Source organism: Pseudomonas putida, assembly GCF_050989985.1.
Taxonomy (GTDB): Bacteria; Pseudomonadota; Gammaproteobacteria; order Pseudomonadales; family Pseudomonadaceae; genus Aquipseudomonas; species Aquipseudomonas putida_AI.
Genome location: NZ_CP158815.1, coordinates 1,751,096 through 1,771,055 on the forward strand (window position 1 = coordinate 1,751,096; position 19,960 = coordinate 1,771,055).

Consider the following 19,960-nt stretch of genomic DNA (forward strand, 5'->3'; position numbering starts at 1 on the left):
CTGTCTCTCATACGAGTGCGTTGCGTTTTGCCATTTCGATGAGTTCAACCAGAGACTTGGCTTTAAGTTTCTGCATGAGTCGCTTTTTGTAAGTGCTTACGGTTTTGTTGCTCAGGAACATGCCTTTGGCGATTTCCTTGTTGGTACGGCCTTGTGCAAAAAGTTGCAGTACCATCAGTTCCCGGTCGTTGACCGATTTGAACAGTTCCAGTTCGGCACATCGGGCTTCGTCGCCGCGAACGGGATTCAATGCTTCGCTGGGAAAGTAGTTGTAACCTGACAAAACGGCTTTGATGGCGCTGACCAGTTCGCTCAGATCTTCCTGTTTACAAACATATCCGGACGCGCCGGATTGCATGCAACGAATACCGAAGAGTGTCGGGCACTGTGCTGTCAGTACCAATGTTTTCAAGGGTGTGCTCATTGCGTTGAAACGGGCCAGTACTTCCAGACCATCGAGCTTGGGAATGCTGATGTCGAGAATGACCAGGTCCGGCATGCATTCGCGGACCATCTGCATGGCATCGACCCCGTTGTCGGTTTCACCGATGACTTTGTAACCCTCGTGTTCAAGCAGCATACGAACTGCAAGTCGGATGACAGGGTGATCGTCGACAATAAAAACGGAGTTCATAATAAAGTCCCATGCGAGCTGTAATAAAGCGCGCACCTTAGCTCAGATAGTTGGTGTGACGTATGAACTGGCTTACCTGTAGTGGCAAAATAGGATAATTCCTACAAGCAAAAAAGAATAGGATTACGCTTCAACTAGGTTTTTTTACGTGGGGAAGTAAGTTTGGTGTGTAGGTGGTTGGGGTGTTTGTAAGTTTATTTAAGTTGTTATTATTTCTGTGAAGTTGATTTTCTTGCGGTATTTTTAATGGGATCGAAGTCAATAGTTGTATGAATTCGTCGTGTTTCAGTGGCTTTATCAAATATCCCAATAATGGGAGATCGTGAGTAGCTGCCATGTCTTCAAGTCTATCCAGCTCAGTTGATGTCAGGCTGCTCAGCAAGATTGCCTGTTTGATCATTCCACGCTGACTGGCGAATTTGACCAGTTCAATACCCGAGAGGTCAGGCAAGCATTGATCGCACAAAAGAATGTCGAAAGGTTGCTCAGCCCTAAACATCTGCGCCAACGCACCTTGGGCACAGTCGGTTGTAGTTAACCGATTAAAACCATAACTTTCGAGTAGATATTGAGTTGCCTTTAGCTGAAACGGATGGTCTTCCACCAGCAAGATGCGCAAATTGTCTTTGATCATATTTTTATGCATCTTTTTTGAGCAAAGGAGGCGCGATTGTTTCGCTTCGAAAACCGGCAATCGATCAGTTGAGGCGACATCACTTGTAGGGCGATTCAGCGAGCGTTGAATGCCACCGGTGTTTTGAGGGCTGATCGGCCATTGCAGTGGCGTAATGGCCGATCAGCAGGCGCTCATCAGCGGCTGGAGCGCCCCGTCATTTCCAGCGCCATGTCGCTGGCATAGCTGTCTGTCATGCCGGCGATGAAGTCGATCATGCGCAGGAACGATGCATGCAATGAACCGTGCGGATCCGGAGCATTGTTGCCCAGCAGATCGAGAATCCGCCGACTCTTGAAGGATGGGGTGCGACCGTTGTGTTGTTCCACCGCCGCGCCACAGAAAGCGTTGAGCAGAATTTCCAGGGTGGTGTAGGCACCGATTTCGTGCAGGGTCTTGCGTTTGTCCTGGAAGATTTTTTTGCGCGCCATATCCTTTGCATTGAGGACGCAACGTTTGGCCGGGCCGTGCATGTGTTCCACCAGGTCGCCGGGCAGCGCGCCGGCCAGCAACACGTCTTGCTGCTCGACGAAGGCGCGCGCCGCGGCATTGGTCAGGTGTTCAATGGCTTTGCCACGCAGAATGGCCAGTTTTCGCCGGCGAGAATCCCCGGGACCGAGCTGCCGATAGGTTTCCGGCAGATCGTCTCCCACCAGGTCCAAAAGCAAGGACTCCACTTCGCTGTATTCGAGCAGGGCCATTTCCAGGCCATCTTCGAGATCAATCAACGCGTAGCAGATATCGTCGGCGGCCTCCATCAGGTAAACCAGCGGATGGCGCGCCCAGCGCTGATCTTCAAGTTGCGGCAGGCCGAGCTTGTGGGCGATTTGCTCCAGCAGCGGCAGTTCGCTCTGGTAGCAGCCGAATTTGTGTTTCTTGTACCCCAGCGAGTCGGCGTGCCTCGCCGTCCAGGGATATTTCAGGTAGGTGCCGAGGGTGGCATAGGTCAGTCGGGTGCCGCCCTCGAACTGGTGATATTCCAGCTGGGTCAGTACCCGAAAGCCCTGGGCGTTGCCTTCGAAGTTAAGGAAGTCATTGCGCTCGGCTTCGCTCATGGCATCCAGCCAGCCCCGGCCGGCGGCTTGCTGGAACCAGTGGCGAATCGCATCTTCGCCGGAGTGACCGAACGGTGGGTTGCCAATGTCATGGGCCAGACAGGCCGACTGCACCACCATTCCCAGGTCGCCGGGTTCGCACCAGTCGGGGAGGGCGCTGCGGATGGTCTCGCCGACGCGCATGCCCAGCGATCGGCCGACGCAACTGACTTCCAGCGAGTGAGTCAGGCGCGTGTGGATATGATCGTTGCTGGAGACCGGATGCACCTGGGTCTTGCGCCCGAGACGACGAAACGCGCCCGAGAAAATGATGCGGTCATGGTCTTTGTGAAAAGGACTGCGGCCGAGTTCTTGCGAGCTGTGCAGAGGCTTTCCGAGGCGTTCACGGGTAAGCAGGGTGTGCCAATCCAAGGCGGGTCTCTCCGTCGGGGGACTTGAGTTCCTAGCTTCCCGGTTCGCATCCTGACCTGCAAGGGAAACTGCAGCTACTGTCCGGGTCGCCGCACAGGGATGAACCCCTTGATCAAGAGGTTCATCCCGTGGGTTTTCGCAGGAATGGAGCCAGAAAGTGACGGCTCAGGGTTTGCGCGAAGAGCCCTGCATCACCAGTTTGATCAGCGGTCCCAGCGTCGCACCGAGACGAACCAGGCGGATCAGGCCGCTGGTACCGCCACTCTTGGCACCTTTGCCGGTGAGAAAGCCCAACAGTGTGACCGCGGCCACGCCCCACAGTGGAGCGTGCTTGATGCCGAGACCTTCGTGCAGGCTTTGCGTCATCCCGCGAACACGCTGCAAGGGTTGCAACAGTTGCGCGGACTCGTGGCGGATTTCCTGGCGATGCATTTCCATGCGCAAGCGGATCAACGCCTTGCGCATTTCGATGCGCGAGCTGTTGCGAGGCAGTTCAGGCAGGTTCATGGCAGCAGTCGCTCCCGGTCGTTGGACAGTTCTTCCAGCGTGCCATGGAAGGGCGAGGATTCATCGAAAATCGCCGCTCTCAAGCGAAGGCCGCAGAAGATCGCCGCCAGGGTATAGAAGACGCAAAGACCGATGATGGCCGCCAGGCGATAGGTGTCCCAGAACAGGATCATCACCAGCGTCGACAATCCCACCAGCAACAAGAGGGCAAACACCAGGGCCAGGCCTGCGAACAAAAGCAGGCTGACGGTGCGGGCCTTTTGTTCCTGCAGTTCTATGCCGAACAACTCGACATGACTGTGCAGCAACCCGAGAAAGGCGGCGCCGAGGCGTCGCGATGAGGAACTGGCGCTCGATGCGGACGAGCCGAAATCTTCAGTCGCCATAATCAGCGCCGGGTTGCCAGCAGACCGAGCAGGAAACCCACACCGGCGGCGATGCCGACCGATTGCCATGGGTTGGCCTGAACATAGTCTTCGGTCGCGGTGACAGCGGCTTGGCCACGCTCGCGTAAAGAATCCTCGGTCAGCTTCAAGGTTTCCCGAGCCCGCAGCAGGCTCTCATGGATCTGCCCGCGCAACTCGTCAGCCTGGTCACCCGCCAGGGACGCCGTATGTTCCAGCAACCGCTCGGTGTCGCTGACCAGTGTCTGAAAGTCGTTCATCAGGATTTCTTGAGCAGTCTTTGCCTTGGTGCTGGCCATTGGTGATCTCCATGGGTGGCGTCTGAAAGGTTCGAGTATGAGCCTTGTGCGAAGGTTCAGTACAAATGACTGGTACAACTTTTGCTGTGTCGTGGTGCGTCAGCCTGCGCCGTTGCGCCGATGCTGGGCATGATTTACGTAAAACCCTGATTGCAGCAATCAAAAACCGAACAAAAGAAACGGTTGTGATTGGCCTTGACGAACCCTGTGCGCCAAAGCGGTTCATCAGGCGTGATGCCCTGGATGCCAGGCGTCACAACTTGGTGCATGGATTGCCCGCGCGAACTGCTTTGGTGCTCTTTTTGCCTTAAGGTCTGCCTAATCCATGGAAAACCTGCAAAGCGCTGTGGACAGCCTGGTCCATAGCTCCAATACGTTGTTCATTTTGATCGGTGCGGTCATGGTCCTGGCCATGCACGCCGGTTTTGCCTTCCTTGAGGTCGGTACGGTTCGCCAGAAAAACCAGGTCAACGCGCTGTCCAAGATCCTCAGTGACTTCGCCGTTTCGACGCTGGCCTACTTCTTTATAGGCTATTGGATTTCCTATGGGGTGACCTTCATGCAGCCGGCGGCGGTGATCAACGTCGATCACGGTTATGGGCTGGTAAAGTTTTTCTTCCTGCTGACCTTCGCCGCGGCCATTCCGGCGATCATTTCCGGTGGCATCGCCGAGCGTGCGCGATTCGTTCCGCAGTTGTGCGCGACTGCATTGATCGTGGCGTTCATCTATCCGTTCTTCGAAGGCATGGTCTGGAACGGCAACTTTGGCCTGCAAGCCTGGTTGCTCGTGCATTTCGGCGCGGGTTTCCATGACTTTGCCGGCTCGGTGGTCGTGCATGCCATGGGCGGCTGGCTGGCGCTGGCGGCGGTACTGCTGCTTGGCCCGCGCAATGGTCGCTACCGCGAAGGCCGTCTGGTGGCATTCGCACCGTCGAGCATTCCGTTTCTGGCGCTGGGGTCGTGGATCCTGATCGTCGGCTGGTTCGGTTTCAACGTGATGAGCGCGCAAACCCTGCAAGGCGTCAGCGGGCTGGTGGCGGTGAATTCGTTGATGGCCATGGTCGGCGGCACCATGGCGGCCCTTATCGTCGGGCGCAATGACCCGGGCTTCCTGCATAACGGCCCGCTGGCCGGGCTGGTGGCCATCTGTGCCGGCTCCGACTTGATGCATCCCGTGGGTGCGCTGGTGACCGGGGCGATTGCCGGGGCGCTGTTCGTCTGGTGCTTTACCGCCGCTCAAGGCAAATGGCACATCGACGATGTGCTGGGTGTCTGGCCGTTGCATGGCCTGTGCGGTGTGTGGGGCGGAATCGCCTGCGGCATCTTCGGCCAGAGTGCATTGGGCGGGTTGGGCGGGGTGAGTCTGATCAGCCAGTTGATCGGCACGGGATTGGGCGTGGTGGTGGCATTTGTCGGGGGCCATGCCGTGTATGGCACGATCAAGGCATTCCACGGCCTGCGTCTGAGCCAGGAAGAAGAGTATTACGGCGCGGACCTGTCGATACACAAGATCGGCGCGGTCAGCCAGGACTGAGTGACCGCCGGCCGGGCGCTCGACGACTTTTCAGGGCAGGCCTAGAATAGTCACTTATTTTTTGTGGTTGAGCGCTCATGCCTCCTGAATGTCAGCTGTTCGGCACCTTGGGGTGCCATCTCTGTGAAGTGGCCGAAGCCCTGCTGATGGAGTTCGTCGAGCGCGGCCTGCTGGTGGAGCTGGTGGACATCACCGACGACGAAACCTGGTTCCAGGCCTACAGCCTGCGGATTCCGGTCTTGCGTCGGGTGGATACCGGAGCTGAGCTGGGCTGGCCTTTCGGTTCCGACGATGTAGTGAGTTTTCTGCGTTGAACCTCTCGTGATGACCGCTGCGCCGGTCGAACTTTGCGATTGATCCTATTGGCTTAACCGTTGCGATTCGGATACTGTATGCGCATACAGTTATTCGGATTGCGCACCGCTGTTCCTGGATTCAGGGGCCAGCGGTTCGGTCCGGGCGCAAGAGGGTTGAATCGTGGTCAATGTCGAACAGTTGAAGAGCAGCGTGAACCGGATGTCGGTGGACGTGGTCCGCGAGGCGGTCCTGGAGTTGCGTCTGGACGGTCTGGTAACGGAGGGCAAGACGCCTTTCAACAAACTGCATTTCAATACCTGTTTCGCTGAAATCGAAGCCTTGTTCCAGCGCGCCGGCTATCACCGGCAGCTGGACGTGGTGGGCTATCAGGGCCTGTTGTACGCCTTGTATGACCCGGGGCGCTGGGAGGCGGTCGACGTACTGCGCTGGCTGAAGGAGTACACCGAGGCCGCGGCGCGCACACCGATACCGGCTTGAGATTCTCCGCTAGGTTCACTCGCGCCGCTGTTGGATAATGCCGCTCTGCCTTGAGATTTAGAGCTTTCGTATGTCCAGTCCATCTTTTTCCGCTGCACACAGCCAGGCCAGCACACTCTGTTTGCCGCCTGGCTCGTGGCAGACCGTTTTCGATTGCCTGTGCGAGCACTTCAGCGCCATCGGTCGTGAACAATGGCTGGATCGATTCGCCCGAGGCCGTGTGCTTGATGGGCAAGGTTCCCCCATCCCGCTGGACCTGCCCTACAGGCAAGGCCTGCGCATTCACTATTTTCGCGAAGTCCCGGACGAGAAGCCGATCCCGGTGCTCGAGTCGATCCTGTATGCGGACGAACATCTGGTGGTGGCGGACAAACCGCATTTTCTGCCCGTGACGCCTTCGGGTGGATATGTCGAACAGACGTTGCTAAGGCGCCTGATACGTCGCCTGGATAACCCCAATCTCGTGCCGTTGCATCGCATTGACCGGCATACGGCGGGGCTGGTGCTGTTTTCGGCCAATCCTCAAACCCGTTCGGCCTATCAGTCGTTGTTCCCCACCCGGCAAATCGAAAAGCGCTATGAGGCCATCGCCCGGGCATTGCCAGAACATTCGTTTCCCCTGGTGCATAAAAGCCGACTCATCAAGGGCGAGCCGTTCTTCCGCATGCAGGAGGGGCCGGGGACACCGAATTCCGAGACGCTCGTCGAGGTCAGAGAGCGGAACGATGAGTTGTGGCGCTATGCGCTGTACCCGGTGACGGGCAGGCAGCATCAGTTGCGGGTACACATGACCGCGTTGGGCGCGAGCATCTGTAACGACCCGTTTTATCCACAGGTCCTCAAGGATGCGCAGGACGACTACGCTAATCCCCTGAAGCTGTTGGCCCAGGGATTGACGTTCGTGGACCCGGTCACGGGGCAGGAAAGAACGTTCGAGAGTGCGATCACCCTGCAGTGGTAAGCAAGGGGGCCCTCTGATTCATGCGGGGTTCGAATAAATCGAATTTATGATCAGCTTTGCAGTCATTTGAACAGGCCCCTTGAGGGTGGCGTTCAAAGAACTCGGTATAGCAGCCAGATTCTTCGGCGGCTCCGAGACCTTCCATGCAAGGAGATACCCATGAAACGTACCGTTTTCGCTGGAATGTTCATTTGCGCAGCAATGTTGGCCTCTCCCGTATTTGCCGCAGACCACGACCTTTGCATGATCAAGCTGCAGGAACTCAAGGACAAGGTAACCACCCTGCCGGCCACCTCCGAAAATACCACCATGGAAGTCAAACGCCTTCAGGCCAGCGCGGAAGCGGCAAACGCTGCCAACGACGACAAAAAATGCATCACCGAAGCCACGCAGGCAATCACCCGCGTGGACAAGCTGGCGAAAGAGCCGAACCCGTAGTTTGCGTCACCCGGAAAAGCAAATGCCCCGACAAGTCGGGGCATTTTCGTATCCGGTAGTCGCCGCGCGGATTACAACTCTTTAACGGTGCGAACCTGATCCTTGTTGATGCGGGTCTGCTTGCCGTCCAGTTGTTCGAATTCGTAGAAGCCCGAATCCTTGTCATAGCTTGGCGTGTCGACAGCCTGGATCTCGCGACCGTCATTCAAGGTGATCACTGCAGGCGATGAGCAACCGGCGAGGGTAGCGAGGACCAGAGCGAGCATGAAAGTGGCCAGGGTCCGTTGAGTCATGGTGTGTCTCCGAAATGAATTCTTTGGTTACTGAACTTCAGACGTGTGCAGCGCGTGCAAGTTCCTCGGTGCGGTCAGTCTGACACAGTGTTGTGCGCGCTTAACAGTTCCGGCGTGTTGAGGTTGGCCAGTCGCGGGTCGTTGTCAGGGCACTGCAATGCCGTGGCGCCGAGCTGGCGCATGAGTCGTCCGGGGCTGCGTTCACCCTGTTGCCAGGCGTTTTCGAAATCATCGCGAAGTGCCACGGGAATGACGCAGAGCAGGGGCTCCCAATGACCGTCATGGCGCAGCATCAGCGGCTTGTCCGGATTAAGGTTGGCGGCTTCGCGCATGCTGGCGATCAGGGCCTCGTCGACACGGGGCACATCGCAAGGCAGGACCAGCATATGGGTATGTCGAGCCACTTTCAGGCCCGCTCGAATGCCGGCCAGTGGCCCTGGAAAATCGCCTTCGTCGTCGTGAACCAACTGGTCGGCGTAGGGCGCGTATTTTTCCAGGTTGCGGTTGCAGGAAATGATCAAGTCATCGCTCACCCCACGCGTCTTGCGATGCAGGTGAGCAATCAGCGGTTCGCCGTGCCATTGCACCAGACCTTTATCCTGGCCGCCCATGCGTTGGCCGCGGCCACCTGCCAGGAGCAGAATGGAACAGAGGGGCAAATGATTCGACGTCATGGCGGGTTTCCATTGAGCAGGGTGGAGCGGCGAGAAAATGGGGCGCTGTGATATAACACCGGGCTGTTTCTCCTACAACTGGATGAGCCTATGACAACCAAGGCTGAAGTACCTTTCGCACCGCTAAACATCGCAGTTCTGACGGTCAGCGACACCCGAACCCTGGAAACCGACACTTCAGGCCAGGTCTTCGTCGACCGCTTGACCGCCGCCGGTCATAACCTGGCTTCCCGGGTCTTGCTCAAAGATGATCTCTATAAAATCCGTGCGCAAGTCGCCAACTGGATTGCCGACGACGTCGTGCAGGTGGTGTTGATCACCGGCGGTACCGGCTTCACCGGACGCGACAGTACGCCGGAAGCGGTGGCCTGCCTGCTCGACAAGCAAGTGGATGGCTTTGGCGAGCTGTTCCGGCAGATTTCGGTAGCCGACATTGGCACTTCAACCGTTCAATCGCGCGCACTGGCGGGGTTGGCCAATGGCACGCTGGTCTGCTGCTTGCCGGGTTCGACCAATGCCGTACGTACGGGTTGGGACGGCATCCTTGCCGAGCAGCTCGACTCGCGGCATCGCCCATGCAATTTCGTGACTCACCTGAAACAGGCGGCTCCCTGTGAATCCCGCGGGTAAGCCGGGCAAGACCGGCAGCCTGATGCCGGTCGAGGTCGCGCTCGCACGTTTGCTGGACATGGCCGAAGCCTCAAGGATTGTCGAGCGTGAGCGCTTGCCGCTGGCGCAAATCCAGGGGCGTGTGCTGGCTGAAGACCTCTTGTCGACCCTCGACCTGCCACCGTGGCCCAACAGTGCCATGGACGGGTATGCCCTGCGCGTGACCGACTGGACCGGCGAGCCGCTGGCTGTCAGCCAGAAGATTTTTGCCGGGCAGGCGCCTGACGCTTTGCAGCCTGGCACCTGTGCCCGGATCTTCACCGGCGCCCCTGTTCCCGCCGGCGCCGATTGCGTCGAAATGCAGGAAAACGCCGAAGTCCAGGCGGACGGACGAGTGCGATTCACCGAGACCCTGAAGCCTGGGCAAAACATTCGCCCACAAGGACAGGAGGCCACGGTCGGTGAACTGATTCTGTCGGCAGGTACGGTTCTGGGACCAATCGAACTGGGCCTGGCGGCCTCGCTTGGTTGTGCCGAACTGGAGGTGATCCGTCGGGTGCGGGTTGCGGTGCTGTCCACCGGAGACGAGTTGATCGAACCGGGGCAGGCGCTCGGCCCCGGGCAGATCTATAACAGCAATCGTGTGTTGCTCTGCAGCTGGTTGCAGCGCCTGGGCTGTGAAGTGATCGACGCCGGCATTCTTCCGGACAATCTGGACACCACCCGTGCGCGGCTTGGCGAGTTAAAAAATGTCGACCTGATTCTTTCCACCGGTGGCGTATCGGTCGGTGAGGCTGACTTCCTGGGCATCGCCTTGCGGGAGGAGGGTGAGCTGAGTTTGTGGAAGCTCGCCATCAAACCCGGAAAACCGCTGACGTTCGGGCATTTTCGCGGCGTACCGGTCATCGGCTTGCCCGGTAACCCGGCATCGACACTGGTGACGTTCGCCTTGTTGGCCAGACCCTATCTGTTGCGTCGCCAGGGTGTACAACAGGTGGAACCGCTGAAGATCCAGGTGCCGGCCGGATTCGACTGGCCCGTGGCGGGCAATCGACGTGAGTACTTGCGTGGTCGCCTCGAAAACGGACGGGCAATCATCTACAGAAATCAGAGTTCCGGTGTGTTGCGCAGCGCCGCCTGGGCCGATGGACTGGTTGAAGTGTTGGAAGATCGCACGCTGCTAGCCGGTGATGCGGTGTATTTCATTCCACTAAGTGAAGTGCTGTAAATGCTGTAACTGTAGGAGCGAGCACGCTCGCGATGGAGGACAACGATAACGCGGGGTATCTGAATGCCCGCGTTGTCTGGACTAGCATCGCGAGCATGCTCGCTCCTACATGTTTTTTTGGGGGGCGCTCAATGCGCCAACAGCAGTGTCACAAGCTGATCGAAACGGCTATTGGCAATCCAGCCCAGCAGGCCGAGTAGCACCACCGTTCCCCCAACGGTATAGGCAAGGCGATGCTTGATGGACCTGACTTCGTTGCGCACGTTTTCCATGTCTTTGCGGATGTACTTGAGGTGGGCTTCCAGCTCAACGACACGAGGTTCCATATCAACTTCTCCTGGATGTTTTGTTCTGTGGAAGGCTGAAAAATCCGGACACCAAAGTGTACGAGTCCCTCCTGATGGTCAATTAAGCCGATTCCTCATGTTTTGTAAGAAAAATCCTGTCGTCTAAGGCTCAAGCGTGCGCGAAGGAAAATAATTCGGCAGGCATCGACTTTTCTCACGCAGTACGGGGTCAACATCTCTCATGTGGTACTAAAACGGAGAGGGACGACACATGAGCGAACGCAAGGCATTGTTGATTCTGCATGGCAAGCAGGCGCTCAACGAGGAGGTCCGGGCGGCCGTCGAAAGCAAGCGCCAACAAGGTTGGGAGCTGGCTGTCCGGCTGACGTGGGAGACGGGCGACGCTCAACGTTTGGTGGATGAGGCACTGGCGGCGGGCTATGGGCAAATCGTCGCCGGAGGTGGTGACGGCACGCTGCGTGATATTGCCGAAGCGATGTCCGCCAAATCGACGCAAGCCAGCCTGGTGCTGATGCCGCTGGGAACCGCCAACGATTTTGCCCGTGCAGCCGGTGTGCCTCTGGAGCCTGCCCAGGCGCTGGATTTACTGGACATTGAGCCCGTTGCCATCGATCTGGGGGAGGTTGGCGGGCAGGTGTTTCTGAACATGGCCACGGGCGGCTTTGGCAGTCAGGTCACGGCCAACACCTCCGAGGATCTGAAAAAGGTCCTGGGCGGCGCCGCGTATCTGTTCACCGGATTGTCACGCTTCAGCGAACTGCACGCAGCCTACGGTGAGTTGCAGGGACCTGATTTTCACTGGAGCGGTGATCTGCTGGCCCTGGGCATTGGCAATGGTCGCCAGGCAGGTGGCGGACATGTGTTATGTCCACAGGCGCTGGCCGATGACGGGTTGCTCGATATCAGTATTTTGCCGGCGCCGCAGGAAGTGGTCGGTACCTTGAAAAACATCCTGGCCGACGGCTTCGGTATCGACAGCATGTTCGTGCGAGCCCGGCTGCCATGGGTCGAGATCAAGGTCTCCGAAGGCCTTTACATCAACCTCGATGGCGAGCCGCTGGAGGGTGACAGTCTGCGTTTCTCGGCAAGACCGGCAGCCCTGCGCGTGCATTTGCCGGAAGACTCGCCGCTGTTGAGCGCGACGGGCTCTTGAGTACCAAGGGGGCTCAGTCAGTCATCCAGGCTGATGATCTGCTCGCGTACGGCGAACAACACCAGACCCGCCACATCGAAAATCTGCAGGCGCTTCATGATTTGCGAGCGATGGGTTTCGACGGTCTTGACGCTCAGGCCCAGGCCATTGGCGATTTCCCGGGTGGATTTGCCGCGAACGATCAAGCGCAGGATTTCCAGCTGACGGGCCGTCAGGTTGTGTGTGTCCGAGGGTTCTGGTGCGGTCTGGGTCCGGGTCAGTGCCTGAGTGATGACGGTGTGGGCAATGGCCGGGCTCAGATAGCGTTCGTTGTTGCGCAAGGCTTCCAGCGCATGTTCCAGCTCGGTCGCGGTCGTGTCCTTGAGCAGATAACCATGGGCCCCGGATTCCAGGGCCTGCATGATCAGGGCCGGGTCGGTATGCATCGACAGGATCAACACTTTGCTGTGCGGGCGGATGCGCTTGAGTTGCTGCAGCGCCTCAAGGCCACCGGTCTGCTTCATGGAGATGTCCAGCAGCACGATATCCGGAGACAGGTGTTCGACCATGGCAAGCAGCTGCGAGCCGTCGTTGGCCTCGCCGATGACGGCATAGCCAGGAAGATCCATCACCAGGGCGCGCACGCCAGCCCTGATCAGCGAGTGGTCATCCACCAGAAGTAAGTTACAAGTCAATGCATAACCTTATTCGTACTGGCCCGTTCAAGCGCGCGGGGCGCCCAGGGGAAGAGAGCTTCGATTTGAGTGCCTTTGCCGGGTTCGCTGGTGACGGTCAGCGTACCGCCCAACTGATTGATCCGCTCCGACATCCCGGCCATTCCGCGCTGCCCCTCACGGCCCGGGTCCGTAGCGGGTGCGAAACCCTGGCCGTCGTCACGAATCGACAGGGACAGGCCCTGGGGCAAACGCTGCACGCACACCAGCAGATTCTGCGCCTCGGCGTGCCGCAGCATATTGGTGACCGCTTCCTGGGTAATGCGAAACGCCGCCACGGCCATTTCTTCCGGAATCCCGGTCAGGCGCTGGTGACATTCCAGGCTCCAGTGCACGGAAGTATTGGCCAGCGTCTTGAGTAGATGCGCACGCAGGCTGGCTTCGAGTCCGAGGCTGGTCAACTGCCGTGGATTGAGGATGGCCGATACATCCCGGACCTTGGCCAGGGTTTCTTCCAGCGTGTCGCACAGGACGGCGCATTGTCCCTGGAGCTCTTCGGGCATTCGCCGCTTGAGCCAGGCACTTTGCAGTTTCGCAGCGGTCAGCAACTGACCGATATCGTCATGCAGTTCGCGGCTGAGCCGATGGCGTTCGTTTTCCTGAACCTCAAGCAAGCGATCGGCCAGTTCCTGCGGCTGAAACTTGATCGACTTGCGCGACAGCCGATATTGCACCCAGACACAACTCAAGGCCGCAACGTTGAGTATCAGCAAACCCAGCGGCAGGGGAATCGAAAGGCCATAGATCAGCAGGCTGCCCAGGGTCGAGCAGGCGCATAGCGAAAGCGTGAACCGACGCGCGTTTTCTCGTGAAGGTGGCCACGTGGCGATTGATTTGAGGTTGGCGTACATAACGGATGGAGCCAATGAATATGCGCTGCGGGCAGGCTGGTCATGGGGCTGACGAGCCTCTGTTTGTAAAGTTGTACAGCAACGTGAGTGACGCATGGTTTTGTATAAGAAAAACCGGCCGGAAAGTTGTTCGGGCCAGTGGAAATCATACGGCCTTTAATTGGCGTCAACTAATGGGCGGCATAATACCACTTAAGATACCGTTGGTCGCGTACGGGATATGTGTCCTGGAAGTCAGGAAACAGTGTGGTATTCACACTGGGAAAGTGGGGTTATCGTCGGCGTAAAGAGTCTATTTACCGTAAAACCTGGTGTTCTAGTGCCAGGTTAACCCCTGTTCGAGACAGGCATTTAGTTGCCTTAAAGAAGAGTTGTTATTTGCATGGGGTCGTAAATGGATAAGCAGTATTCAATTGCGACATGAGTGCAGCCAATTAACTGCGTACTAGTGTCAATAAATGTGAAATACGACACGGTTCTTCGGGTTCAGGCCTGACGCTCCAGATAGGGAACCACGGTGAAAGGCTTGGAATTGACCGGTGGTTGAAACTGATGGTGGCCTACCTGGAAGGCAAAGGCTTCGATCAGGGTCGTCTGCTCGCTTTCATCGAGGCTCAACTGGCCGGTGTTCTGGTCGATCAGTTCAAGTTGCCAGGCAATCAGCGTAAGGCAGTCCTTGAGTGCACTCAGGGCCTCGTCGTGCAGGTCCATGTGGCTCTGTGCATGGTTGAGCAGGCTATGGATGTGCAGGGAGAATTCCGAGACGGCCGCCAGTGCCAGGGCATCCGCCTTGCTGGCCAGTTTGAGCAGGGTACTGAGCATGCAATCGATTGCGTCCCTGTCATTGCTGATCAGTTGCAGATGGCTCAAACATTCCTCGGTCTTGGCCAGGAGCGATTCGGCTTCGATGAGAAACTCCGGGACCCGCTTCGCCCACTCTTTACGATTGTCCGGCATGCTTATCTCCACAACGTCATGACTAGTGAGGGGATGTCGTGTGTGTCGACGAGAACGTTGGGCGTTCCTACGTCTGCGTTTCGTCGTGCAATCGCATTCCGCCCGGCGTTGGCACAGGCTGCGGAATTAATTGGGAGGGTAAAGGGCTGCTGCCCCGCGATCGCACACAAAAGCCTGACTCCATTCATGCAATGAGAATGGCGTCACATTAATGGCTATTGGATATTGCGAATATCAGGTTGCACCTGATTGTTGCTCAGGGAATCCCTTACGCAGCGGAACCTATTGCGCAAACTATGGTCGCGTCGCAGATAATGTAGCAGATGAAATCACAACGCCAGTAAAGCATGATGTTAATGTGACATCAACGTTTGGACATGGCATTTTGAACGGGGTCAAGGTCTTGCGATTACAGCCGATAACCTCCTATTCGTGAATTCATCAGTACAAAGCCCAGGAGTCATTGATGGCCGGCATTCTTGATACGGTAGACCAACGTACGCAACTGGTGGGTGAGAATCGTCTGGAAATTCTCATGTTTCGCCTGGCCGGACGCCAATTGTTCGCAATCAACGTGTTCAAAGTGCAGGAAGTCCTGCAGCTGCCAAAACTGACCCTGATGCCGCAACGTCACCCGTTTGTCTGCGGTGTGGTCAACCTGCGCGGCCAGACGCTGCCGGTGATCGACTTGTCCCAGGCCATCGGCATGCGCCCGCTGGTACCGGGCCCGAACAGCACAATAATCGTCACCGAGTACAACCGTTCCGTGCAGGCGTTCCTGGTCGGTGGCGTGGACCGTATCGTCAACATGAACTGGGAAGCGATTCTGCCGCCACCGGGCAGCGCCGGTCGCCAGCACTACCTGACCGCCATCAGCAAGGTCGACGACCAGTTGGTGGAAATCATCGACGTGGAAAAAGTCCTGGCGGAGATCGTGCCTTACAACGCCAAGGTGTCCCGCGAAAAACTGGCCGACCCGGTGCTCGAACGTGCCCGTGGCCGTGAAGTACTGCTGGTGGATGACTCCAATGTGGCACTGGCGCAACTGCGCGATACCCTGGGTCAGCTGGGCGTGAAAATGCACATCGCCAGCGATGGTTTGAAGGCGCTGAACATGCTCAAGGCCTGGGCAGACAGCGGCGTCGACATGACCGAAAAACTGCTGATGGTGTTTACCGATGCGGAAATGCCGGAAATGGACGGCTATCGCCTGACCACGGAAATCCGCAACGATCCACGCCTGCGTGGCCTTTACGTGGTGCTGCACACCTCCTTGTCCGGCAGTTTCAACGACTCGATGGTCAAGAAGGTCGGCTGCGACAACTTCCTCTCCAAATTCCAGCCGGACAAACTGGTGGATGTGGTGCGTCAGCGTCTGATGCTGGACGCTGTGCCCGCCTGAGAGTGATGTGATCCCTGTGGGAGCGAGCCTGCTCGCGATGGTCGTCAACGATAACTCGGGCCACTTGAAAGCCCGTGTTGTTCGGACGTTCTTCGCGAGCAGGCTCGCTCCCACGGTTTTTGCTCTTTGATTCGGCGTTAAAGCTCGTATAGGGTGGCTTTTTTGTCCTTCAGGGAGCTGGCCATGCTGCGTCTGAGCGCGCTTTATCGTTATCCGTTGAAATCCGGCAAGGGCGAGGCTTTGCAGCAGATCGGCCTCGACAAACTGGGGCTGGACGGCGATCGACGCTGGATGCTGGTGGACGAGGCCAGCGGGCGCTTCCTGACCCAGCGGGCGGTGGCGCAGATGAGCCAGCTGTCGGCGTTGTGGAATGCCGAGGGCGGCTTGACCCTCCAGGCCCCTGGCCACTCAGCGATCGATATCGCCTTGCCCGGCAATGAGGCCGAGCTTCGCGGCGTGACCATCTGGCGTGACACCTTGCGGGTTCCGGATGCTGGCGATGCCGCCGCTGCCTGGGTCAGCCAGTTCATCGGCAAGCCTACGCGGCTGGTGCAGATTCCGCTGGAACGTGCCCGCACCACTGAGGCGGGCTTCGGCAAGGACGACGATCAGGTGGCGTTTGCCGATGGTTTCCCGCTGCTGCTGATCGGCCAGGCGTCCCTGGAGGATCTGTCGCAACGGGTCGGTCGCCCGCTGGAAATGCTGCGTTTCAGGCCGAACCTGGTGATCGAGGGCAGTGAAGCCTTTGCCGAGGACAGCTGGAAGCGCATTCGCATCGGCGAGGTCGAGTTTCGGGTGGTCAAGTCCTGCTCGCGTTGCATCCTCACCACCATCGACCCGCAAACCGGTGAGCGTAGCGCCGATCGCGAACCCCTGGCTACCTTGCAGAAGTACCGTGCCGAGGCCGATGGCGCGATGTTCGGGCAGAACCTGGTCAACGATGGCAGCGGCCGGCTCGAAGTAGGCATGCCGGTGACCGTACTGGAATAAATGCCCTTGAAACAAAATGCCCGTGTCCTTGGACACGGGCATTTTTTTACGCCATGAAAACCCGGGGTTTTAGCCGCGGTATTCGCACAGGTAAGCGGTATCGACGGCGACTTTCAGCTGGAACTTGCTGTTGGCTGGCACGTTGAACTGGCTGCCGGCGGCGAAGGTTTGCCAATCGCTGCTTTCCGGCAGCTTGACGGTCAGGGCGCCGGACACCACGTGCATGATTTCACGCTGGCTGGTGCCGAATTCATATTCGCCCGGAGCCATGACGCCGATGGTCGCCGGACCTTCAGCGGTGCCAAAGGCGATCGACTTGACGGTGCCGTCGAAGTACTCGTTGACTTTAAACATGGGCGATTCCTCGAAAAGGGCTAAAAAGGGCCGGCCAGTATGCACAAGGGGGGCGGCGTCGTCACCTCTCCAAAGGGGGGAGAATCTGCGGCAGCAGACGAGCCGTATTGCGCGCATCCTCCAGCGCCCGGTGCTGCTGCCCGCTGAATTGCAGGCCGGCCAGTTGCAGCGCGCCATTGAGTCCCAGCGGGCGGTCCAGGCGGCGAGCCTTGGCGAAGCGCTGTTTGAGGTTGATGTGCGGTGTGCGGCTCAGCAGGCTGTCGAGTTGCAGTTGCTGCCATTCCTGAATGAGCTGCTTGCGATCGTAGTCGCCCCAGCTGACCCAGCCTTCCAGTGGTGAAGGATGCTGCCCGAGCCACTGTTCGAACGAAGGCCAGATTTCGCTCAGTGTCTGCGCCGAATCGACATCGGCCTGGGAGATGTGAGTCAGGGCCCGGCAAAAGGGCGTCAGCAGTGGCCTTCGCAATGGCCGCACAAAGCACTGGAAGTGGTCGACTTCGCGGCCTTTGCGGTCCACCAGGGTGGCACCGATCTCGATGATTTCCATTTCCGTGACAGGCCAGCCACCCTCATCGGTGGTGGCTTCCAGATCAATGACCAGCCAGTGAGGCATTGCAGGGTTTCCCGGTATCCGCGTCTTGATGGGTTTGAGCGTAGCCAAACCCGGCGGTTCCGCCCAGCGGCTTATTCGACCTCCAGCAAAATCTGCCGGCTCTTGACCTGATCGCCGACCTGCACCTGCAAGCGCTTGAGGACGCCGTCGATGCCCGCCTTCAGCGGATGCTCCATTTTCATCGCCTCCAGCACCACCAGCAATTGCCCCTTGCTGACCGCGCTGCCCTCGTTGACCAGCACATCGACGATCGCCCCGTCCATCGGCGCCTTGAGGGTGCCGCTGCTGACACCGGCCTGGCTGCTGACCAGCACCTGGGTGCGATCTTCCAGGCACAAGCTTCCCGGGCGGGTAAACAGGCAAACTTGCCCGGCCTGCAGGCGGAAGGCATGGCGTTGCCTGATGCCGTCGATTTCCAGGGTTGCATGGTGTCCATCGCAATCGATGATCTTCAGCTCAAGGCTGCGGCTGTCGACCCCAATCCTGTAGGCTTCGCCGGGCACCGCATGCAACGACACCGACCATTGCTGATCATCCAGCCCAAGGCGGTAGTGCAACGGCACGCTGGCGTTGTTGCGCCAACCGGCCAGCGGGCCGCGATGTGCCTGAGCCGATGCCTGGTAGAGCAGGGCGGCGGCAATCGCCAGTTCTTCCGCGCTGGGTACATGTGGATGCAGGCAGGGATGGTCGGCGAAGTGTTGTGCGATGAACGCGGTGCTGAATTGTCCGTCGATGAATTGTGGGTGCTGCAACAGGCTGGCGAGCAGACGCTGATTGCTCTGCACCCCCAGCAACACGCTGTCCTCTACGGCTCGCAGCAACTTGCGCCGGGCCTCTTCGCGGGTGGCGCCGTGAGCAATCAGCTTGCCCAGCATCGGGTCGTAGAACGGGCTGACAACTGAGCCTTCGATCAGGCCATGGTCGATCCGCACGCCGTTGTTCAGCGCAGGTTCCCAGGCGTCGATGCGCCCGGTCTGAGGCAGGAAACCCCGGGCCGGGTCTTCGGCATACAGGCGCACTTCCATGGCATGCCCGTTGAGTTGTACCTGCTCCTGACGCAGCGGCAGCGGTTGCCCTTCGGCAATGTTCAACTGCCAGGCCACCAGGTCCAGGCCGGTGATCAGTTCGGTCACCGGGTGCTCTACCTGCAGGCGGGTGTTCATCTCCAGGAAGTAAAACTCGCCGCGGGCATCCAGCAGGAATTCCACGGTGCCGGCGCCGACATAGTTCACCGCACGACCGGCCTTGAGTGCCGCTTCACCCATGGCCTGGCGCAACGCCTCGGTCATGACCGGGCAGGGCGCTTCCTCGATGACTTTCTGATGGCGGCGCTGGATCGAACAATCGCGCTCGCCGAGGTAGATCAGATTGCCGTGTTGGTCGCCAAACAGTTGAACCTCGACATGCCTCGGTTCGATCAATGCCTGCTCAAGGATCAGTTCGTCGCTGCCAAAACCGTGCAGGGCTTCGGAACGTGCGGTGCGGATCTGTTCCAGCAAGTCAGCGGCATCGTGCACCAGGCGCATGCCGCGCCCGCCACCGCCGGCACTGGCCTTGATCATCAGCGGATAGCCGATGCGCCCGGCCTCCCGGCTGAGCGTCGCGTCGTCCTGTTCGGCGCCCTGATAACCGCGGATGCACGGCACGCCGGCGTCGATCATGGCGATTTTCGACAGGCGTTTGCTGCCCATCAATTCGATGGCTTCGGCACCGGGACCGATGAAGGTGATGCCGGCAGCCTGGCAAGCGCGGGCGAAATCGGCGTTTTCCGAGAGAAAGCCATAGCCCGGATGGATCGCGTCGGCGCCTGTGCGGCGAGCCGCGTCGATGATCGCCGGGATGTTCAGGTAAGACTGTTGCACCGCCGAGGTGCCGATGTGCACGGCTTCGTCGGCCATTTGCACATGCAGCGCATCGGCATCGGCGTCGCTGAACACGGCGACGGTGCGATAGCCCAGGGCCTGGGCGGTGCGCTGGATGCGGCAGGCGATTTCACCGCGGTTGGCGATGAGGATTTTGCTGAAGCCGGGCATGGGTTGTTCCCCTGGTATTTTGCGGTGAAGGTGAAGGTGAAGGCCTCATCGCGAGCAGGCTCGCTCCCACA

At 58.7% G+C, this 19,960-nt stretch carries 24 protein-coding genes and 2 pseudogenes; 11 read left to right on the forward strand and 15 right to left on the reverse strand.

What is annotated here, in order from left to right; all coding sequences use genetic code 11:
• Positions 1–7: 7 nt before the first annotated feature.
• The 6 genes and pseudogenes from ABTV29_RS08485 to ABTV29_RS08510 all read right to left on the reverse strand — a co-directional run bounded on the left by ABTV29_RS08485 (position 8) and on the right by ABTV29_RS08510 (position 3,983).
• Positions 8–634: a response regulator gene (locus tag ABTV29_RS08485; protein WP_433769649.1), complete on the reverse strand. Its 627-nt coding sequence runs from the start codon at positions 632–634 to the stop codon at positions 8–10.
• A gap of 247 nt (positions 635–881) precedes the next feature.
• Positions 882–1,268 (reverse strand): annotated as a pseudogene (locus tag ABTV29_RS08490) (response regulator); the annotation flags it as partial.
• 176 nt (positions 1,269–1,444) lie between these two features.
• Complete coding sequence (locus tag ABTV29_RS08495; RefSeq protein ID WP_433769650.1) at positions 1,445–2,773, reverse strand: deoxyguanosinetriphosphate triphosphohydrolase; 1,329 nt, start codon at positions 2,771–2,773, stop codon at positions 1,445–1,447.
• A gap of 165 nt (positions 2,774–2,938) precedes the next feature.
• Positions 2,939–3,280: a hypothetical protein gene (locus ABTV29_RS08500; protein WP_433769651.1), complete on the reverse strand. Its 342-nt coding sequence runs from the start codon at positions 3,278–3,280 to the stop codon at positions 2,939–2,941.
• Entirely contained in the window at positions 3,277–3,666 is a 390-nt protein-coding gene (locus ABTV29_RS08505; RefSeq protein WP_433769652.1) for a phage holin family protein, read from the reverse strand. The genes ABTV29_RS08500 and ABTV29_RS08505 overlap by 4 nt, the downstream gene beginning before the upstream one ends.
• 2 nt (positions 3,667–3,668) lie before the next feature.
• A complete protein-coding gene (locus ABTV29_RS08510; RefSeq protein WP_433769653.1) occupies positions 3,669–3,983 on the reverse strand; it encodes a DUF883 family protein in 315 nt (104 codons plus the stop codon).
• A gap of 65 nt (positions 3,984–4,048) precedes the next feature.
• Between ABTV29_RS08510 and ABTV29_RS08515 the strand changes: the two genes are divergently transcribed.
• The 6 genes from ABTV29_RS08515 to ABTV29_RS08540 all read left to right on the forward strand — a co-directional run bounded on the left by ABTV29_RS08515 (position 4,049) and on the right by ABTV29_RS08540 (position 7,711).
• A complete protein-coding gene (locus tag ABTV29_RS08515) occupies positions 4,049–4,294 on the forward strand; it encodes a hypothetical protein (RefSeq protein ID WP_433769654.1) in 246 nt (81 codons plus the stop codon).
• 14 nt (positions 4,295–4,308) lie between these two features.
• Positions 4,309–5,517: an ammonium transporter gene (locus ABTV29_RS08520; protein ID WP_433769655.1), complete on the forward strand. Its 1,209-nt coding sequence runs from the start codon at positions 4,309–4,311 to the stop codon at positions 5,515–5,517.
• 77 nt (positions 5,518–5,594) lie between these two features.
• The gene (locus ABTV29_RS08525) at positions 5,595–5,831 is read left to right on the forward strand and encodes a glutaredoxin family protein (RefSeq protein WP_433769656.1); all 237 of its coding nucleotides are present in this window, start codon (positions 5,595–5,597) and stop codon (positions 5,829–5,831) included.
• Positions 5,832–5,994: 163 nt separating this feature from the next.
• A complete protein-coding gene (locus tag ABTV29_RS08530) occupies positions 5,995–6,312 on the forward strand; it encodes a transcriptional regulator (RefSeq protein WP_137807279.1) in 318 nt (105 codons plus the stop codon).
• 70 nt (positions 6,313–6,382) lie between these two features.
• A complete protein-coding gene (locus ABTV29_RS08535) occupies positions 6,383–7,273 on the forward strand; it encodes a pseudouridine synthase (protein ID WP_433769657.1) in 891 nt (296 codons plus the stop codon).
• Between the two features lie 159 nt (positions 7,274–7,432).
• A complete protein-coding gene (locus ABTV29_RS08540; protein WP_433769658.1) occupies positions 7,433–7,711 on the forward strand; it encodes a hypothetical protein in 279 nt (92 codons plus the stop codon).
• A gap of 71 nt (positions 7,712–7,782) precedes the next feature.
• On the opposite strand, the gene ABTV29_RS08545 is transcribed toward ABTV29_RS08540, so the two are convergent.
• Both ABTV29_RS08545 and mobA read right to left on the reverse strand, forming a co-directional pair.
• Complete coding sequence (locus ABTV29_RS08545) at positions 7,783–8,004, reverse strand: YgdI/YgdR family lipoprotein (RefSeq protein ID WP_433769659.1); 222 nt, start codon at positions 8,002–8,004, stop codon at positions 7,783–7,785.
• 74 nt (positions 8,005–8,078) lie between these two features.
• On the reverse strand, positions 8,079–8,678 hold the full coding sequence (mobA, locus tag ABTV29_RS08550; RefSeq protein WP_433769660.1) for a molybdenum cofactor guanylyltransferase MobA: 600 nt from the start codon (positions 8,676–8,678) through the stop codon (positions 8,079–8,081).
• A 90-nt stretch (positions 8,679–8,768) separates the two neighbouring features.
• Here mobA and moaB point away from each other — a divergent pair, with 90 nt between their 5' ends.
• A complete protein-coding gene (gene moaB / locus ABTV29_RS08555) occupies positions 8,769–9,308 on the forward strand; it encodes a molybdenum cofactor biosynthesis protein B (protein WP_110964153.1) in 540 nt (179 codons plus the stop codon).
• Positions 9,292–10,515 carry a molybdopterin molybdotransferase MoeA gene (locus ABTV29_RS08560; protein WP_433769661.1) on the forward strand — a complete coding sequence of 408 codons (1,224 nt, stop codon included), beginning with the start codon at positions 9,292–9,294 and terminating at the stop codon, positions 10,513–10,515. Before moaB ends, ABTV29_RS08560 begins: the two co-directional genes overlap by 17 nt.
• A 128-nt stretch (positions 10,516–10,643) precedes the next feature.
• Here the strand turns inward: ABTV29_RS08560 and ABTV29_RS08565 are convergent.
• A pseudogene (locus tag ABTV29_RS08565) lies at positions 10,644–10,862 on the reverse strand (hypothetical protein); the annotation flags it as partial.
• Between the two features lie 211 nt (positions 10,863–11,073).
• On the opposite strand from ABTV29_RS08565, the gene yegS reads away from it, so the two are divergent.
• Positions 11,074–11,976, forward strand: a complete 903-nt coding sequence (gene yegS / locus ABTV29_RS08570; RefSeq protein ID WP_433769662.1) for a lipid kinase YegS — start codon at positions 11,074–11,076, stop codon at positions 11,974–11,976.
• A 17-nt stretch (positions 11,977–11,993) separates the two neighbouring features.
• Here yegS and ABTV29_RS08575 read toward each other — a convergent pair whose 3' ends face one another.
• The 3 genes from ABTV29_RS08575 to ABTV29_RS08585 form a co-directional block, all read right to left on the reverse strand.
• Positions 11,994–12,650: a response regulator gene (locus ABTV29_RS08575; protein ID WP_433769663.1), complete on the reverse strand. Its 657-nt coding sequence runs from the start codon at positions 12,648–12,650 to the stop codon at positions 11,994–11,996.
• Entirely contained in the window at positions 12,647–13,540 is an 894-nt protein-coding gene (locus ABTV29_RS08580) for a sensor histidine kinase (protein WP_433769664.1), read from the reverse strand. The genes ABTV29_RS08575 and ABTV29_RS08580 overlap by 4 nt, the downstream gene beginning before the upstream one ends.
• Positions 13,541–14,026: 486 nt before the next feature.
• On the reverse strand, positions 14,027–14,497 hold the full coding sequence (locus tag ABTV29_RS08585; RefSeq protein WP_433769665.1) for a hypothetical protein: 471 nt from the start codon (positions 14,495–14,497) through the stop codon (positions 14,027–14,029).
• 466 nt (positions 14,498–14,963) lie between these two features.
• Here ABTV29_RS08585 and ABTV29_RS08590 point away from each other — a divergent pair, with 466 nt between their 5' ends.
• Both ABTV29_RS08590 and ABTV29_RS08595 read left to right on the forward strand, forming a co-directional pair.
• A complete protein-coding gene (locus tag ABTV29_RS08590) occupies positions 14,964–15,899 on the forward strand; it encodes a chemotaxis protein CheV (protein ID WP_110964146.1) in 936 nt (311 codons plus the stop codon).
• A gap of 183 nt (positions 15,900–16,082) precedes the next feature.
• Positions 16,083–16,889: an MOSC domain-containing protein gene (locus tag ABTV29_RS08595; RefSeq protein WP_433769666.1), complete on the forward strand. Its 807-nt coding sequence runs from the start codon at positions 16,083–16,085 to the stop codon at positions 16,887–16,889.
• A 69-nt stretch (positions 16,890–16,958) separates the two neighbouring features.
• On the opposite strand, the gene ABTV29_RS08600 is transcribed toward ABTV29_RS08595, so the two are convergent.
• The 3 genes from ABTV29_RS08600 to ABTV29_RS08610 form a co-directional block, all read right to left on the reverse strand.
• Positions 16,959–17,243, reverse strand: a complete 285-nt coding sequence (locus ABTV29_RS08600) for a pyrimidine/purine nucleoside phosphorylase (RefSeq protein ID WP_110964144.1) — start codon at positions 17,241–17,243, stop codon at positions 16,959–16,961.
• Positions 17,244–17,304: 61 nt separating this feature from the next.
• On the reverse strand, positions 17,305–17,856 hold the full coding sequence (locus ABTV29_RS08605) for an exonuclease domain-containing protein (RefSeq protein ID WP_433769667.1): 552 nt from the start codon (positions 17,854–17,856) through the stop codon (positions 17,305–17,307).
• 71 nt (positions 17,857–17,927) lie between these two features.
• Positions 17,928–19,889: an acetyl/propionyl/methylcrotonyl-CoA carboxylase subunit alpha gene (locus ABTV29_RS08610; protein WP_433769668.1), complete on the reverse strand. Its 1,962-nt coding sequence runs from the start codon at positions 19,887–19,889 to the stop codon at positions 17,928–17,930.
• Between the last annotated feature and the right edge of the window lie 71 nt (positions 19,890–19,960).

Bases quoted from the DNA above. Each gene is read 5' to 3' on its own strand.
- ABTV29_RS08485 (WP_433769649.1), bottom strand. From the start codon at position 634: ATGAACTCCGTTTTTATTGTCGACGATCACCCTGTCATCCGACTTGCA.
- ABTV29_RS08500 (WP_433769651.1), bottom strand. From the start codon at position 3,280: ATGAACCTGCCTGAACTGCCTCGCAACAGCTCGCGCATCGAAATGCGC.
- ABTV29_RS08505 (WP_433769652.1), bottom strand. From the start codon at position 3,666: ATGGCGACTGAAGATTTCGGCTCGTCCGCATCGAGCGCCAGTTCCTCA.
- ABTV29_RS08510 (WP_433769653.1), bottom strand. From the start codon at position 3,983: ATGGCCAGCACCAAGGCAAAGACTGCTCAAGAAATCCTGATGAACGAC.
- ABTV29_RS08515 (WP_433769654.1), top strand. From the start codon at position 4,049: ATGACTGGTACAACTTTTGCTGTGTCGTGGTGCGTCAGCCTGCGCCGT.
- ABTV29_RS08520 (WP_433769655.1), top strand. From the start codon at position 4,309: ATGGAAAACCTGCAAAGCGCTGTGGACAGCCTGGTCCATAGCTCCAAT.
- ABTV29_RS08525 (WP_433769656.1), top strand. From the start codon at position 5,595: ATGCCTCCTGAATGTCAGCTGTTCGGCACCTTGGGGTGCCATCTCTGT.
- ABTV29_RS08535 (WP_433769657.1), top strand. From the start codon at position 6,383: ATGTCCAGTCCATCTTTTTCCGCTGCACACAGCCAGGCCAGCACACTC.
- ABTV29_RS08540 (WP_433769658.1), top strand. From the start codon at position 7,433: ATGAAACGTACCGTTTTCGCTGGAATGTTCATTTGCGCAGCAATGTTG.
- ABTV29_RS08545 (WP_433769659.1), bottom strand. From the start codon at position 8,004: ATGACTCAACGGACCCTGGCCACTTTCATGCTCGCTCTGGTCCTCGCT.
- mobA (WP_433769660.1), bottom strand. From the start codon at position 8,678: ATGACGTCGAATCATTTGCCCCTCTGTTCCATTCTGCTCCTGGCAGGT.
- moaB (WP_110964153.1), top strand. From the start codon at position 8,769: ATGACAACCAAGGCTGAAGTACCTTTCGCACCGCTAAACATCGCAGTT.
- yegS (WP_433769662.1), top strand. From the start codon at position 11,074: ATGAGCGAACGCAAGGCATTGTTGATTCTGCATGGCAAGCAGGCGCTC.
- ABTV29_RS08580 (WP_433769664.1), bottom strand. From the start codon at position 13,540: ATGTACGCCAACCTCAAATCAATCGCCACGTGGCCACCTTCACGAGAA.
- ABTV29_RS08585 (WP_433769665.1), bottom strand. From the start codon at position 14,497: ATGCCGGACAATCGTAAAGAGTGGGCGAAGCGGGTCCCGGAGTTTCTC.
- ABTV29_RS08590 (WP_110964146.1), top strand. From the start codon at position 14,964: ATGGCCGGCATTCTTGATACGGTAGACCAACGTACGCAACTGGTGGGT.
- ABTV29_RS08595 (WP_433769666.1), top strand. From the start codon at position 16,083: ATGCTGCGTCTGAGCGCGCTTTATCGTTATCCGTTGAAATCCGGCAAG.
- ABTV29_RS08600 (WP_110964144.1), bottom strand. From the start codon at position 17,243: ATGTTTAAAGTCAACGAGTACTTCGACGGCACCGTCAAGTCGATCGCC.
- ABTV29_RS08605 (WP_433769667.1), bottom strand. From the start codon at position 17,856: ATGCCTCACTGGCTGGTCATTGATCTGGAAGCCACCACCGATGAGGGT.
- ABTV29_RS08610 (WP_433769668.1), bottom strand. From the start codon at position 19,889: ATGCCCGGCTTCAGCAAAATCCTCATCGCCAACCGCGGTGAAATCGCC.